The 13,551-nt window shown below is 59.6% G+C and carries 12 protein-coding genes; 5 read left to right on the top strand and 7 right to left on the bottom strand.

The window, feature by feature from the left end; all coding sequences use genetic code 11:
• The first annotated feature begins 182 nt into the window (after positions 1 to 182).
• Entirely contained in the window at positions 183 to 1,520 is a 1,338-nt protein-coding gene (gene gdhA, locus E0F99_RS09665) for an NADP-specific glutamate dehydrogenase (RefSeq protein WP_083356693.1), read from the top strand.
• On the opposite strand, the gene E0F99_RS09660 is transcribed toward gdhA, so the two are convergent.
• Both E0F99_RS09660 and E0F99_RS09655 read right to left on the bottom strand, forming a co-directional pair.
• Positions 1,517 to 2,014, bottom strand: a complete 498-nt coding sequence (locus tag E0F99_RS09660) for a GreA/GreB family elongation factor (protein ID WP_083356694.1) — start codon at positions 2,012 to 2,014, stop codon at positions 1,517 to 1,519. The genes gdhA and E0F99_RS09660 overlap by 4 nt on opposite strands.
• Positions 2,015 to 2,084: 70 nt before the next feature.
• On the bottom strand, positions 2,085 to 2,441 hold the full coding sequence (locus E0F99_RS09655; RefSeq protein ID WP_083356695.1) for a hypothetical protein: 357 nt from the start codon (positions 2,439 to 2,441) through the stop codon (positions 2,085 to 2,087).
• Positions 2,442 to 2,868: 427 nt separating this feature from the next.
• Between E0F99_RS09655 and E0F99_RS09650 the strand changes: the two genes are divergently transcribed.
• A complete protein-coding gene (locus E0F99_RS09650) occupies positions 2,869 to 3,159 on the top strand; it encodes a DUF3077 domain-containing protein (protein ID WP_083356696.1) in 291 nt (96 codons plus the stop codon).
• 51 nt (positions 3,160 to 3,210) lie between these two features.
• On the opposite strand, the gene E0F99_RS09645 is transcribed toward E0F99_RS09650, so the two are convergent.
• From E0F99_RS09645 to E0F99_RS09635, 3 genes are all read right to left on the bottom strand, one after another.
• Entirely contained in the window at positions 3,211 to 3,516 is a 306-nt protein-coding gene (locus E0F99_RS09645) for a chorismate mutase (protein WP_083356697.1), read from the bottom strand.
• Positions 3,517 to 3,688: 172 nt separating this feature from the next.
• Positions 3,689 to 5,542: an Lnb N-terminal periplasmic domain-containing protein gene (locus E0F99_RS09640; RefSeq protein ID WP_083356698.1), complete on the bottom strand. Its 1,854-nt coding sequence runs from the start codon at positions 5,540 to 5,542 to the stop codon at positions 3,689 to 3,691.
• 90 nt (positions 5,543 to 5,632) lie between these two features.
• Positions 5,633 to 6,121 carry a DUF3015 domain-containing protein gene (locus E0F99_RS09635; protein WP_083356699.1) on the bottom strand — a complete coding sequence of 163 codons (489 nt, stop codon included), beginning with the start codon at positions 6,119 to 6,121 and terminating at the stop codon, positions 5,633 to 5,635.
• Positions 6,122 to 6,388: 267 nt separating this feature from the next.
• Here E0F99_RS09635 and E0F99_RS09630 point away from each other — a divergent pair, with 267 nt between their 5' ends.
• Positions 6,389 to 8,827 (top strand): Lon protease family protein, encoded by a 2,439-nt coding sequence (locus E0F99_RS09630; protein ID WP_083356700.1) that lies wholly within the window; start codon positions 6,389 to 6,391, stop codon positions 8,825 to 8,827.
• Positions 8,828 to 9,049: 222 nt separating this feature from the next.
• Positions 9,050 to 9,367, top strand: coding sequence for a PA4575 family protein (locus E0F99_RS09625; protein WP_083356701.1), 318 nt, complete (start codon positions 9,050 to 9,052; stop codon positions 9,365 to 9,367).
• 148 nt (positions 9,368 to 9,515) lie between these two features.
• Here the strand turns inward: E0F99_RS09625 and E0F99_RS09620 are convergent, their stop codons facing one another.
• Positions 9,516 to 11,339 carry a hypothetical protein gene (locus tag E0F99_RS09620; RefSeq protein ID WP_083356702.1) on the bottom strand — a complete coding sequence of 608 codons (1,824 nt, stop codon included), beginning with the start codon at positions 11,337 to 11,339 and terminating at the stop codon, positions 9,516 to 9,518.
• A gap of 162 nt (positions 11,340 to 11,501) precedes the next feature.
• Between E0F99_RS09620 and E0F99_RS09615 the strand changes: the two genes are divergently transcribed.
• Positions 11,502 to 11,990, top strand: a complete 489-nt coding sequence (locus tag E0F99_RS09615; RefSeq protein ID WP_071485524.1) for a TIGR00645 family protein — start codon at positions 11,502 to 11,504, stop codon at positions 11,988 to 11,990.
• A gap of 15 nt (positions 11,991 to 12,005) precedes the next feature.
• Here E0F99_RS09615 and E0F99_RS09610 read toward each other — a convergent pair whose 3' ends face one another.
• The gene (locus E0F99_RS09610) at positions 12,006 to 13,439 is read right to left on the bottom strand and encodes an ArnT family glycosyltransferase (protein ID WP_083356703.1); all 1,434 of its coding nucleotides are present in this window, start codon (positions 13,437 to 13,439) and stop codon (positions 12,006 to 12,008) included.
• Positions 13,440 to 13,551: the final 112 nt, after the last annotated feature.

The following is a 13,551-nucleotide window of genomic DNA, read 5'->3' as shown; positions in this document are numbered from 1 at the left end:
TTAACTGTTGGTGCATACCTTGAGTTGAAATCCCTCTCATGGTGCAAAAAAGCACAATAATTTATATCTAATGCACCATTTAAATTCACAAAGGCGACATTTTGCGCTTTTCAGGTGCAACGTGAATTGCTAAGGTCCGGCTCAATCTCCTTTAAAAACAATCAATTTGCCGAGACGTTTCCATGATCGAATCTGTCGAATCCTTCCTTTTTCGCCTCAAAAAGCGCGACCCCGACCAACCCGAATTCCACCAAGCGGTAGAAGAAGTCCTGCGCAGTTTGTGGCCGTTTCTTGAAGCCAACCCCCATTATCTGACCTCGGGCATCCTGGAGCGCATCTGCGAGCCGGAACGCGCGATTACCTTCCGGGTGTCGTGGGTGGATGATCACGGCAAGGTCCAGGTCAATCGCGGCTTCCGTATCCAGATGAACAGCGCCATCGGCCCCTACAAAGGCGGCCTGCGCTTCCACCCGTCGGTGAACCTGGGCGTGTTGAAATTCCTCGCCTTCGAGCAGACCTTCAAGAACTCCTTGACCTCGCTGCCCATGGGCGGCGGCAAAGGCGGCTCGGACTTCGACCCCAAGGGCAAGAGCGACGCTGAAGTCATGCGCTTCTGCCAAGCGTTCATGAGCGAGTTGTACCGCCACATTGGCGCCGACGTGGACGTGCCGGCCGGCGATATCGGCGTGGGCGCGCGCGAGATCGGCTTCCTGTTTGGCCAGTACAAACGCCTCAGCAATCAATTCACCTCAGTGTTGACCGGCAAAGGCATGACCTATGGTGGCAGCCTGATTCGCCCCGAAGCCACCGGTTTCGGCTGCGTGTACTTCGCCGAAGAAATGCTCAAGCGCAGTGGTCAGCGGGTTGAAGGCAAACGCGTGGCCGTGTCCGGCTCGGGTAACGTGGCGCAATACGCGGCACGCAAGGTCATGGACCTGGGCGGCAAGGTCATTTCGCTGTCCGACTCCGAAGGCACCCTGTACGCCGAAAGCGGTTTGACCGAGGAGCAATGGTCAGCCCTGCTGGAGCTGAAAAACGTGCAGCGCGGGCGTATTAGCGAACTGGCCGAGCGCTTTGGCTTGGAGTTTCGTAAAGGCAAAGCGCCTTGGGAGTTGGCCTGCAACATCGCGTTGCCATGCGCGACCCAGAACGAACTTGACGCCGACGCCGCCCGCACGCTGCTGCGCAATGGCTGCATTTGCGTGGCCGAAGGCGCCAACATGCCGACCACGCTTGCGGCGGTGGATATCTTTATCGAGGCCGGCATTCTGTTCGCCCCCGGCAAAGCCTCCAACGCTGGCGGCGTGGCCGTGAGTGGCCTGGAAATGTCGCAGAACGCCATGCGCCTGCTGTGGACTGCTGGCGAGGTGGACAGCAAGCTGCACACGATCATGCAGTCGATTCACCACGCCTGCGTGCATTACGGTGAGGAAAACGGCCGGGTCAACTACGTGAAGGGCGCGAACATCGCGGGCTTCGTGAAGGTGGCTGACGCGATGTTGGCGCAAGGTATCGTCTAAGACTCGGTTTCGACCTGCAGCACTTCAATCACTTGATCGCCGACGGGGCGCTTCCACAGCACCTCGTCGCCCACCTGGGCGCCCAGTAATGCGCGGCCTAAAGGCGAGCCCCAATTGATGAGGTTAGCGTGGGCATCGGCCTGGTCTTCCCCCACCAATTGAATGCGCTGCTGTTCGTCCTGTTCGTTGGCGAAGGTGACCCAGCTGCCGATCTGCACCTTGTCGGTGGAGGTGGCCGGCGCCACGACTTGGGCGCTTTGCACACGCTGGTTGAAGTAGCGCAAATCCCGTTCAAGGTCCGCTTGGCGCTGCTTATCGGCGTCTTCGCCTTTGGCGGATTCCACACTGTATTCCTGCTGCAATTGCGCGACCTTGGCCTGCAACTGCGCCAACCCTTGCGCAGTCAGATGATTGGGTTGCTCACTGACCTGGCGCTCCACCGGCTGGTCTGCCTGGGCGGCGGCGTTGTCCTCGTTAACAAAAGCTCGGCTCATGACATTCTCCCTCTATGGCGTTTGGGCCATGGTCGCCGGGCTTTAGTTTCGCTGGATGTCTGAAAGCGACCTATTGAGCGCGATAAGCCTTGCCGGCGTCGCGGTCTTTCTCATGCTGCCAGGCACGCTCACGGTCATCCCAGTGATTGTCCTTGTAGTCGCGCAGTTCCTCGTTCTCACGCATGGCCTTGCACTGACGAAAGCCGTCCTCCCAGCCTTCGGCGTACTCGCGGTCCTTGAGATAGCGCGGTACGTTCTTGCGAAACTCCCCACTGATCACGCCAGCGGCCTGGCGACCGCTGCTGCAACCGTCATCAAAGCCATCGGCAAACGCCGGTGGATAACCTTTGGCGAGTAAATCCTGATGGGTTGACTGGCAACCCGACAGCCCCACTACCGCGCACAGCAATAACGCGTACCGCCACATTGCGTACTCCCCCGCCGTTTCACGGCTGATAGGGGCAGTCTAGTCGGGGATTTGTCGGGGCGGCGTGAAAGGGAGGTGAGAACGGTGTTGGATTAAAGGGCCATCAACGACGATTCTCTTTAAATTGCAGGACGTTTCCTAGAGAATCCTTGGTCTATTGCGCCATAGGATTTGAGTGTCTAGCCTCCTCGGGTCGCTGCGAAACAGCGATTGGGTTTAGCGACCCGAGAAACGTAGGTACAACTTCCTCAACTCCTTTGGCTCGCGCTTTTTGCCTGCCTTATCGTGTTATGGCGGCTGTGCGCGGGAGACTTTCGGGTCTACCGGGTTCCTAGGTTACCGGTTCGCTAACCCGCGTACAGCTGCCACCTCTCCATGTTTAGCGACGTGCTGTGGCGGTTCTTACTTATTAACCTAAGGAAAAACCATGTCCAAAGTCATCCCCGATCCACCCCTGTCCTCAATCACCACCCTCGGCGTCGTCACCTTTGGCGACTACGGCGAAAACGAGAAACCGCTGTTTCGTGTCAATGCCGGCATGCCGATTGATCAAGTCTTGGAACACGCCTCCACCTTGCTTTACTACTCCAAGAAACTCGCCATGGAAGCCGCCATGGACGTGCGCGGCGAACAATACGCCTGGGCCGCGCATTATCTGTGCGAGATGGGCAAAGCCGTCGTTGATGACCTGACCCAAGCGATGACACCCGCCACCTGAAAAGCTGACACCGCCCTTGTGGCGAGGGAGCAAGCTGCCTCGCCACAAGGGTTATGTCGTCTGGAGGTTCTTCAGCGAAGCATGCTCGGCCAATTCCTGCTCAATAAACGCCGCAATCATTGCGCGATACACCTGCTCAGTGACCTCAGGGTTGGCGCCTACCGCCTCGGATAAACCCCGCACCTTGGCGATCACCTGTTCAACCCGCTGCGGCGCCTTGACGCCATCGGTGTCTTTTTTGAAGCGCGCAGCTTGGGAGACGTAGTGGCCGCGTTCGGCGAGCAGGGCGACGATTTGTTGGTCGAGGTGGTCGATGTTTGCGCGGATCTCTTCAAGGGTGGTGCAGTTAACGGCCATGTTGGTTGAACTCCTGTATAGGCGGGCAATGCGATGCATCTGAATATACGCGAGCTAAATGTGGGAGCGGGCTTGCTCGCGAATGCGGTGGGTCGATCAATACATTATTGCCTGAAGGACCGCCATCGTGGGCAAGCCCGGCTCCCACCTTTTGATCTTTGTCTGGCTTTGGTTAGTAGTGATACCACTTCACTTCGAGCATCACTTCATTGACTGGCGTGGACAGGTGGCTGTACTCACGCTGGGCGCTTAGGCGTAACCCGAGGTTGCGGGACAGTTCCCACTGCTGGTTCAGGCTGATACTGCGGCGCACTTCACCATTGGTGAAGAAATCACCCTTGGCTTCCAGGCTTAAATTGCCCAGCGGGTTTTTCCACAGCACGCCGGTGTTAAACCCGGCAGCCGGGGAGATGGCTTCGCTGAAGTCATTATTGTGTTCCACGCGCACGGTGCCGAGGGCGAAGCCGAGCATGTCGTCGGTGAGTTGCCAGGTGCCGCCCGCGCCGCCGTTGACGTGGGCCACCAAGGTTTCGTCGTCGTGTTTGCCCGGTACGCGCTCCAGGCCGCCGGTGACCTGCCATGACCAAGGCTGCAACAGGGCGTTGCGTGGGGTCAGGGAACGGATGGTCGCCAGGTCGAGTTGCTGCAACTGCCAGTGGTTGCCTTCGTACTGGCGCAGTTTCATCTGCAGGATTTCGATCTGCGCACCCAGCGGGAAGCCTTCGGCGTTGTCGTTGAGGTCGTGGTAGGCCATGCGCAGGCCGTATTCGCCGAAGGTCTTGCTGCCACGGGTGCCGATGCCGGCTTGCCAGGTGCGTGACTCATGGCCGTTCTCGGGCAGGCCCGGGCGTTCGACTTGGAGGTCGGGCGCAGGGTTCTGGTTGATCGCGCGCAGCAGTTCGAAGCTGCGTTGTGAGCGTTCGGTGTCGCGTTCCAGGCCATTGGCGCGGTAGCGGCCCAGGCGATAGGCGGCGTCGATGATCAGGGCTTGGCGGTCGCGCGGCAGGGCTTTGAAGGTCGGCTCCTGCAATTGCTTCTGGTCATCGCTGATTTTCAGCACCCATTGTTGCTCGTCGCTATCGAGCGGCTTGGCGCGTTCCAGCAGTTCGCGCTCACGGGAGGGGCGGTAGTCGATCTTCTCGACCAGGCCTGCCTCTTTCACCGCTTTGACCGTGTCGGTGGGGATCGCGGTCAGCGGGAACTGCTCGGTCAGGCGCAGGCTCGGGCGCGCCACTTGCAGCAGTTCCAGCAGGCGATAGGAGCAGTTTTCGTCGAAGAAGAAGTAGTCGAACTGGATCTGCTTGAGCTCCCACACGTGCCGGACCATGCGCTCGGTCTCGACTTGGGTGAGATTCAGGCGGTATTCCCACAGGTCGCGGTTCTCGAGGTTACGGTATTCCGAGAGTTTTTCCTGATACGGCACCAGGGCGAACAGGCCGGGATAGCCGCCCATCAGGCCTTTCCAGGCGTAGAGAATGCTGTTGTCGGAGCCTTCGATATAGGCGCCGAAGTTGATCGCATAGCTGAGCAGGGCGGTCTTGTCTCTCTGCACGTCAGCCTGGTCGATACGCAGCAGGGTGTGGCCGAACATCGACGACGGGCTGTTGAGGTAGGCCGCCGGGAAGATCATCACCGCGCTGTGAGGGGCGACGTCCTTGAACCATTGAGTGAATGCTTTGCAGTCCAGAGCGGGCAGGTCGGTCAGGTGCAACTGATCTTTGAGCCAACGGGTACGTGCGGGGTAAACGCATTGGACGTGCTTTTCGCCGAGGCTGGCCGGGGCATACAGCGCCTCTACGGTCGCCTTCAGTTCCTGGTCCGGGTGGTGCGCGCCATCGGGGGCGAGGAAGAATTTCTTGTCGCTGATATAGCTGCGCCAGCCACTGATCTTGCCGGCTTCGTAATGGCCCAAAGACAGCCAGAACGGATCGTTGGCCAATTGCTGCAAACGTTGATCATCAATATGCGGGGCCGCGTACAGCGGGGCGCAGGCGAAGAGTGCCAACCAGGCAAAGCGTTTGAGCATAGGGGCAACTTAAGTCGGAAATAGTGAGACCCAAAGGGGAGGCGGGTCCAAAATAAAGCCCGCGCCTCGAAAGGCGCGGGCGGGTCGAGCTTAAGCCTGGGTCGCGTATTTGGCCAGGCGGGCATCGCTTTTCAGTACAGCCAGGGTGTTGTTGTGCACGTCATCAGCGGTCACGTCAGCTTTGCTGAAGATCTGCTGGAAGTGCTCGTGGGTCACGGCCGCGAAATGATCGCGATCTTCCGGCGCAACGCCCAGTACCACCGCGTAGGTGGTCAGTGCTTCGCCGTTGCCTTTGGCCATGTCTTCGGACAGCTCGTTCATCATGCCATTCATGGCAATCCAGGACTTGCCGCCGTAGGTCAGGGCGCTGTTGGTGCTGCAACCGTTGGTGCCTGAGGTCATGCCGAAGGTGGCGTTACCCGAGGTGCCGTTGGTGGTGGATGCGAGGAAATGCGCTGGCGTACCGCGCTGGCCTTCAAACAACATGTTGCCCCAACCGCAGTTCGGGCCGCCTGGTGCTTCTGCCATTGCATTGAGGGAGACGACGGTGAAGAGAGTACCAAGAAGGATCCGTTTCATAGCTTTGTTCTCTTTGTGTGCAAACCAATGGACAAGGGTTCAGGCGCATCGCAGCGCCCTAGGGGCCAGTTATTAGTCCAACCCGCGCAGTTTGGAGTTTAGGCATGTTCCTAGGGTTCCGTGATTTTTTATAAAACAATCAGTGTTGCCGCGATTTTTTTGTAAGACGTGTCCCCTGACGATGCTTTCCCAAAGTCGCGCCTTGCCAGAGCGCGTAACCGGGAGCCAGAATGCCGTCATCTGCCCCGCCTGATGTAAGGAAGCCCGATGCCTGATCCTGTTGCTGCCAGCTTGCGTCTAGCGCCCGACGCGCTGACTCGCCCTTTCTCCGCTGAACAGTTCAGCTTCTCGACCACCAATGATTTGGAGCCCTTTCGCGGTGTGCTTGGCCAGGAACGTGCGGTTGAAGCCTTGCAGTTCGGTGTGGCCATGCCACGCCCCGGTTACAACGTGTTTGTCATGGGCGAGCCGGGTACCGGCCGCTTTTCGTTCGTCAAACGCTACCTGAAAGCCGAAGGCAAACGCCTGCAGACCCCGGCGGACTGGGTCTATGTGAATAATTTTGATGAGCCACGTGAACCGCGGGCCCTGGAATTGCCGGGCGGCGGCGCGGCGGCGTTCATCGCCGATATCAACGGGTTGGTCGACAATCTGGTCGCCACCTTCCCGGCGGTGTTTGAACACCCGACTTATCAACAGCGCAAAAGCGCCATCGACCGCGCCTTCAACCAGCGTTACGACAAGGCGTTGGACGTGATTGAACGCCTGGCCCTGGAAAAGGACGTGGCGCTGTACCGCGACAGCTCCAACATCGCGTTCACGCCGATGCTCGACGGCAAGGCGCTGGACGAGGCGGAGTTCTCGCAACTGCCGGAGGCTGACCGCGAGCGTTTCCACACGGATATTTCCGAACTGGAAGAGCGCCTCAACGAAGAATTGGCCAGCCTGCCGCAGTGGAAACGCGAGTCGAACAACCAACTGCGCCAGTTCAACGAAGAAACCATCACCCTGGCCCTGCAGCCTTTGCTGGCGCCGCTGTCGGAAAAGTACGCAGAAAACGCGGCTGTCTGCGGTTACCTGCAGGCCATGCAGGTGTACTTGCTCAAATCCGTGGTCGAGCAGTTTGTCGACGACGCCAAGACTGACGCCCAGGCGCGCAAGCTGCTCGAAGAGCAATACTGCCCGAGCCTGGTGGTGGGCCACTCGGTCAACGGCGGCGCGCCGGTGGTGTTTGAGCCGCACCCGACGTACGACAACCTGTTCGGCCGTATCGAATACAGCACCGACCAAGGTGCGCTCTACACCACGTATCGCCAGTTGCGCCCGGGCGCATTGCACCGTGCCAATGGCGGTTTCCTGATTCTTGAAGCCGAGAAAATGCTCAGCGAGCCCTTCGTGTGGGACGCCCTCAAGCGCTCCCTGCAGTCGCGCAAGCTGAAGATGGAGTCGCCGCTGGGCGAGCTCGGCCGCTTGGCCACCGTGACCCTCAACCCGCAAATGATCCCGTTGCAGGTCAAGGTCATCATCATCGGTTCGCGCCAGCTGTACTACGCGTTGCAGGATGCCGACCCAGACTTCCAGGAGATGTTCCGCGTCTTGGTGGACTTCGACGAAGACATCCCGATGGTGGACGAGAGCCTGGAGCAGTTCGCCCAGTTGCTCAAAACCCGTACGTCGGAAGAAGGCATGGCGCCGCTGACGTCGGACGCGGTGGCACGCTTGGCGACGTACAGCGCACGCCTGGCCGAACACCAAGGGCGTTTGTCGGCACGCATTGGCGACTTGTTCCAGTTGGTCAGCGAGGCAGACTTCATTCGCCACCTGGCCGGCGATGAGATGACCGATGCTGGCCATATCGAACGCGCGCTCAAGGCCAAGGCTACGCGCACCGGGCGGGTGTCGGCGCGGATTCTCGACGACATGCTCGCCGGGGTGATCCTGATCGACACCGCCGGCGCGGCGGTTGGCAAGTGCAACGGGCTGACGGTGCTGGAAGTCGGCGATTCGGCCTTCGGTGTGCCGGCGCGAATTTCCGCCACGGTGTACCCGGGCGGCAGCGGCATTGTCGACATTGAGCGCGAAGTTAACCTCGGCCAGCCAATTCACTCCAAGGGCGTGATGATCCTCACCGGTTACCTGGGCAGCCGTTATGCTCAGGAATTCCCGCTGGCGATCTCCGCGAGCATCGCACTTGAGCAGTCCTACGGTTACGTGGACGGCGACAGCGCGTCCCTGGGCGAGGCGTGCACCTTGATTTCGGCCCTGTCGAAGACGCCGCTCAAGCAGTGCTTTGCGATCACCGGCTCCATCAACCAGTTTGGTGAAGTGCAGGCGGTGGGCGGGGTTAACGAGAAGATCGAAGGCTTCTTCCGCCTCTGCGAAGCACGCGGCTTGACCGGCGAGCAGGGGGCGATCATTCCGCAGGCCAACGTCGCCACGCTGATGCTCGATGAGAAGGTGCTGAAGGCCGTGCGCGACGGGCAGTTCCACATCTATGCTGTGCGTCAGGCGGACGAGGCGTTGAGCTTGTTGGTGGGCGAGCCTGCCGGTGAGCCGGATGAGGAAGGGCAGTTCCCCGAAGGCAGCGTGAATGCGCGCGTGGTTGAGCGTTTGCGCGCGATTGCCGAGATGGTCAGCGAGGATGATTTGAAAGAGGCGGAGAAGGAGCTGGCGCAGCAGGCGTTGGCGGAAGCCAAACCAACCTGATTTTTTGTGGTGGCGCAGTAAGGGCGGGCGCCGGCTTGTTGGGCAAGCCCGCTCGCCACAATCTTGACTCGTGTGTAGGGACCAACGCCCGTTGGTCCCTACAACCTTGGTTTGTACCGGTTTTCTTCTATTCTGAGTGCTAGGGATATCCACAGGAGTCGCAGGATAGAGACAGCCTTGCCCTGCGCGAGGTTGAACACCGATCTACCGAGGGTCGCCGCCATGCCGCGCAACCTTTGCCTTACCCGCCAATGCCTGGGCCTGGTCACCCGTATCGAATGCTCCATTCGCCCTCTCGCGGGGGATAACGGTATGTGGACGTTGTTGTTTGCGGCCGGAATGAGCGGCGAACAGCCGTCCACCATCAAGTCCCAGGGCCCGTTTCATGGGCCTTTTGTGGCAGAAACCATTCTGGGGGCAATCGTCGAAAGCCTGACGCTGCATGGCTATGAGCTGGCGGGCGATCCGCAGATATGGTGCCTGCATATGCAGGCCCATCTGCGACAGCTCAATGGCGGGCATGAGCTTCTGGCCTTGTGACTGATCGTTCCCACGCTCTGCGTGGTAACGCCGCCCCGGACGCTCTGCGTCCCGCTGTCGCCACACGGCTCAAGCCCTGCGCTGGGTGACGCTGCGCGTCTGGGGATGCATGCCTTTGCTGCGCGTAGGAACGATCGGCCGTAGGCGGCTATTTTGCCTCGGGCTTGTCCAGCTTTACCTCGAAACCATATTGCACGGTGTCGAGGTCGGTGCGCTGGTAGCTTTCCAGGCTGGTCGGCTGGCCGTAGAAGTAATGCACGTCAAACAGCGCCGTGCCGTACTCCTCGGCACGGTGGCTCACGCCGAGGATCTCCTTGAGGTAGTTGCCGCTCGCGTCCTTGGCGTAGAAGCGCCAGCTGTCGGCGGGAAAGTCTGTTTGATCGACGATCAGCGCGTTGTCCTTGAGTGACAGGCCTCTGGGCAGCTTGGCCACGTCAAGCGTGGCTTTCTCGATGGTGGCCAGGAACAGCGGCACTGAGCCCACCACAAACGCTGGGGTTTCCGGGAACAGGTTGAGGTCGTACGTGAGCGTGCCGCTGCCCGCATTCAACTCAAAGGCCTCGGCTGGCAGCTCGATGGGCTCGCCGCGCTCGCCCTTGTCGTCCGCCGTGAAGAAGGTGATTGGGGCATCGCTGTTGTTGCGCTCGGCGCCAACCAGGTCGTCATTGAAGGTGAACGGGTGGTCAAACACGATCTTCGCGGCGCTGGCGTCTTCGGTCGATTGGCTGATGGTGACGCTTTTTTTCAGCTGCTCCTCGGTCATCGATGCATCTTTAAGCCAGCTGGCGGCGCTGTCGTCATACACGGTGACGGGCATCGGCAAGGCTTGCACGGTGTTTTGCAGGCTGTTCTTGTCGAAGCGCATCACCGGCAGGTCGAGGTCCTTGCGGGTGAGCGTGGCTTTGGAGAAGTCCAGCACGTTGACCTGCAGGTTTTCGATCAAACCATTGAAATACACCTTGGCGTAATGGCTGCTCTGTTTGTGTTCGAAGGCTTTCTGCTCGTCGGTCAGTTGTTTTTCAAAGGCGTCTGACCAAGCCGTCTGCTTTTGCATCTCGGCCAGTTGCTTCTCGTAGAACGCCACCTGCGCGGCGTTTTCGTTGATCGAGCCCGAGCGGGTGAGAAATTGCCCCGTGCTGTCGCGTGCCTGCACCAGCAAAGGGTTCGGCGAGTCGTCGCCGACTTCCGGCGCCAGCGGCTCGCGGTTGGTCAGCTCGATCTCGGCGTAGTTTTTCTCAAGCCGCAGCAGGTTGAGGGTGATATTGCCCTCGGTGCGTTTGTGGCCCACGTCTTTTTTCGACAAGTCGAACGTCAGCACCTTGCCGGGCGCAACCACCTCAACCGCGCCCTTGAGGCTGACGGGCTGTGGCTGGCTCTTGTTCTCGGTCTCCAAGCCCTCGATGAACGGGTAGGTTACCGTCAGATCATCGGGGTTGGTCAGGTTGGAGCTGCTCGGGCTCAGTTGGATGCCCGGGTCGGTTTCCGACCATTCTGGCTGGAAGGGGATGACTTTGTTGTTGCTCAAGGTCACCGACTGCCATTCCAGGCCGTGGGGGAACGGGAACTGATTCGGGGTATTGAAGTTGAACGGCAGGACCGGCTGCAGATCCGTCAGGTAGTCGGAGTGCGAGGCTTTGCGCAGTACGAACAGGCCGTTGATGTAGGTGTCCACCAAGGCTTGGGGCGTGGGGTAGTGCTTGAGCAGCGCCAGGGTGTCTTCGCCGTATTCGGCTTCGATGGGCTTGGTGGCAAGCTTGGCCTGCGCGCGCTCCAGCAACAGCAGCGAGCCGCCTAGGTCGGCGATGGCATCTCTAAGCTTGGGGTCTTGAATGCTGTCCAGTGATTGTTCGAACTTGGCGGTTTTCTCTTCGAGGGTAGCTTGCTTCTGCTCTTCTTTAGGGGAGCAGCCGCTGGCCATCAGCAACACCGCACACAGGCCGAACGTGGCCAAAGGGGATCGCACATCCATCATCTGAGTTTTCCTGTTCCACAGCATCAAGCTGATTTGATGGGCTCGACACTAGCAGAAAAAATCTCTTACAGATGCCGCCCACGTCAGTTTTCTCGCGGTGACAGGTGTTCGGGCGCGGCTGGTATACTCGCGGCCATTTTTAACCACGCTGTGTGAGATTCAATGGAACGCTTTATCGAAAATGCCATGTACGCCTCGCGATGGCTGCTGGCGCCGATTTATTTCGGCTTGTCCCTGGGGTTGCTGGCGCTGGCGCTGAAGTTCTTCCAGGAAGTGATTCACTTGCTGCCGAGCGTGTTCTCGATGGCCGAGTCCGAACTGATCCTGGTGCTGCTGTCGTTGATCGACATGGCACTGGTCGGCGGCTTGCTGGTGATGGTGATGATTTCCGGCTACGAGAACTTCGTCTCGCAGCTGGATATCGATGAGAGCAAGGAAAAGCTTAACTGGTTGGGCACCATGGACTCTTCATCGCTGAAGATGAAAGTGGCCGCCTCCATCGTGGCGATTTCGTCTATCCACCTGCTGCGCATCTTCATGGACGCCAAGAACGTCGATCCGCAGCATTTGATGTGGTACGTGATCATCCACATGACCTTCGTGATCTCGGCGTTCGCCATGGGTTACCTGGACAAGCTCACCAAGCACTGAGGCCCCGCGTCAGCCTTACTGTTCGACGAAGAAGTAAGGCTGGCGACCGATTGCCATCTGCTTGATCACGTGTACCTTCTCCGCCAGGTCGTCAGGGCGATCCAGCAGCGCCATGTTCCCGGGCTTGGCCTCAAGAAAACTGCGCAACTGCGTTTCGGTTTGCAGGATCGGTAAGTAGGCCTGCAGATAGAACACGCTGGCCCCGGCGATGCGCTCGTTGGGCTGGAACAGCACCACCTCTTTGCCTTCGGTTTGATACGCCTTCGCCTGGCTGATCACCGGTACGAAAGACTCACGTAAGTCGGCTTTTGGCGCAAACCAGAAGGCGGCAGTCATGTAACTGGCGATCAGTAGCGTGAACACGCCGGCGATTACGCCGCGGTGATAACGGTACAGCGTGGGTTTATTCGCTTTGAGCCACGCCAGCAACACCCCGGCGTATTCTGCTGCGAGCACCGCAGCAGCGGGCGTGAGTGCCATTAAATAAACGGTGCGCTTGCTCGAAGCCAGGGTCAGCAATGTGAACTGCGCCAGCAGCCACACGCTGAAAAACAGGCGGTAGCGGTTACGTACCAGGCTTTTGCGGAAGTGCCACAGGCCCAGGTACACCAGAATGTTCCAAGGCAGAAACGCCTCGGGCAGCTTCGCGATGTAGTAATAGATCGGCTCGTAATGCCCAGCCTCGACAAACGAGCCGCTGAAGCGCCCGACGCTGTTGGTCCACAGCACTTCGGCCACGGCCTGCATGCCGCCGCGATGAAACAGAAACCCTAGCCAGATCATCAGCGGCACCAGGGCCAGCATGGTGAATAGCGCCGGCTTGAGCCAGTCGCCGATGCGCAGGCGTTTATCCATCACGCTGGTGCTGGCCAGGTACACAAAGATCACAATGCCCGGCATCGCCAAGCCCAACACACCTTTGCTCAGTGTGGCGATCACCATCCCCACGGTAAACAACGCCCAGGCCCAAACACTGGAGCCCTCGCGTTCTGGCCGCACAGCCTGGTAAAACCCGAGCAGCGCGGCGGTCACGCCAAGGCTGAGCAACGAATCTTCACCCACCCCGCGCACGTTGCCCCAGTAACTGGCCATGGTCGCCAGGATCAGCGCCGCGCAGAACGCCATCGTCTGCGGCCGCCCAAACTTACGCAGCATCGCGTAAAACAGCATCACGCTGAACAGCCCGGCAAACGCCGATGCCAGGCGCACCGCCCAGGTGGTGCCGCCAAACAGCCGAATCGCACCGGCGTCCAGCCACAGGCTCAGGGGCGGTTTTTCCAGGAAGGGTTCTCGAAACAGGCGCGGGATCACCCAATCATTGTCCAAGTGCATGGCCATCGCGATCCCGGCGACCCGGGCTTCGGTGGAGCCTTGCAGCTCATGGCTGCCCAGGGCGAAGAAGAACAACACAGCAACGAGAAGGAGCAGCAGAGGAACGGGGCGCGTCATGGGTTCTGGCTACCGGGCAGGGGACCGCTCGGAGGAGCGGGCATGTTAATCCGTCAGTATATGTATCCGTTTCTTAACATTTCGTGAACGAGTGTGGGGTTTTTGTAAGGCG

It is taken from the genome of Pseudomonas antarctica, from assembly GCF_900624995.1.
GTDB classification, from domain to species: Bacteria; Pseudomonadota; Gammaproteobacteria; order Pseudomonadales; family Pseudomonadaceae; genus Aquipseudomonas; species Aquipseudomonas antarctica.
Note: the sequence above shows the minus strand (reverse complement) of the source record. Positions and strands in the feature narration are given on the sequence as shown.

Excerpts from the sequence above, each read along its gene's own strand:
- E0F99_RS09630 (WP_083356700.1), top strand. The coding sequence starts at position 6,389 with ATGCCTGATCCTGTTGCTGCCAGCTTGCGTCTAGCGCCCGACGCGCTG.
- gdhA (WP_083356693.1), top strand. The coding sequence starts at position 183 with ATGATCGAATCTGTCGAATCCTTCCTTTTTCGCCTCAAAAAGCGCGAC.
- E0F99_RS09640 (WP_083356698.1), bottom strand. The coding sequence starts at position 5,542 with ATGCTCAAACGCTTTGCCTGGTTGGCACTCTTCGCCTGCGCCCCGCTG.
- E0F99_RS09620 (WP_083356702.1), bottom strand. The coding sequence starts at position 11,339 with ATGATGGATGTGCGATCCCCTTTGGCCACGTTCGGCCTGTGTGCGGTG.
- E0F99_RS09610 (WP_083356703.1), bottom strand. The coding sequence starts at position 13,439 with ATGACGCGCCCCGTTCCTCTGCTGCTCCTTCTCGTTGCTGTGTTGTTC.
- E0F99_RS09625 (WP_083356701.1), top strand. The coding sequence starts at position 9,050 with ATGCCGCGCAACCTTTGCCTTACCCGCCAATGCCTGGGCCTGGTCACC.
- E0F99_RS09645 (WP_083356697.1), bottom strand. The coding sequence starts at position 3,516 with ATGGCCGTTAACTGCACCACCCTTGAAGAGATCCGCGCAAACATCGAC.
- E0F99_RS09655 (WP_083356695.1), bottom strand. The coding sequence starts at position 2,441 with ATGTGGCGGTACGCGTTATTGCTGTGCGCGGTAGTGGGGCTGTCGGGT.
- E0F99_RS09660 (WP_083356694.1), bottom strand. The coding sequence starts at position 2,014 with ATGAGCCGAGCTTTTGTTAACGAGGACAACGCCGCCGCCCAGGCAGAC.
- E0F99_RS09615 (WP_071485524.1), top strand. The coding sequence starts at position 11,502 with ATGGAACGCTTTATCGAAAATGCCATGTACGCCTCGCGATGGCTGCTG.
- E0F99_RS09650 (WP_083356696.1), top strand. The coding sequence starts at position 2,869 with ATGTCCAAAGTCATCCCCGATCCACCCCTGTCCTCAATCACCACCCTC.
- E0F99_RS09635 (WP_083356699.1), bottom strand. The coding sequence starts at position 6,121 with ATGAAACGGATCCTTCTTGGTACTCTCTTCACCGTCGTCTCCCTCAAT.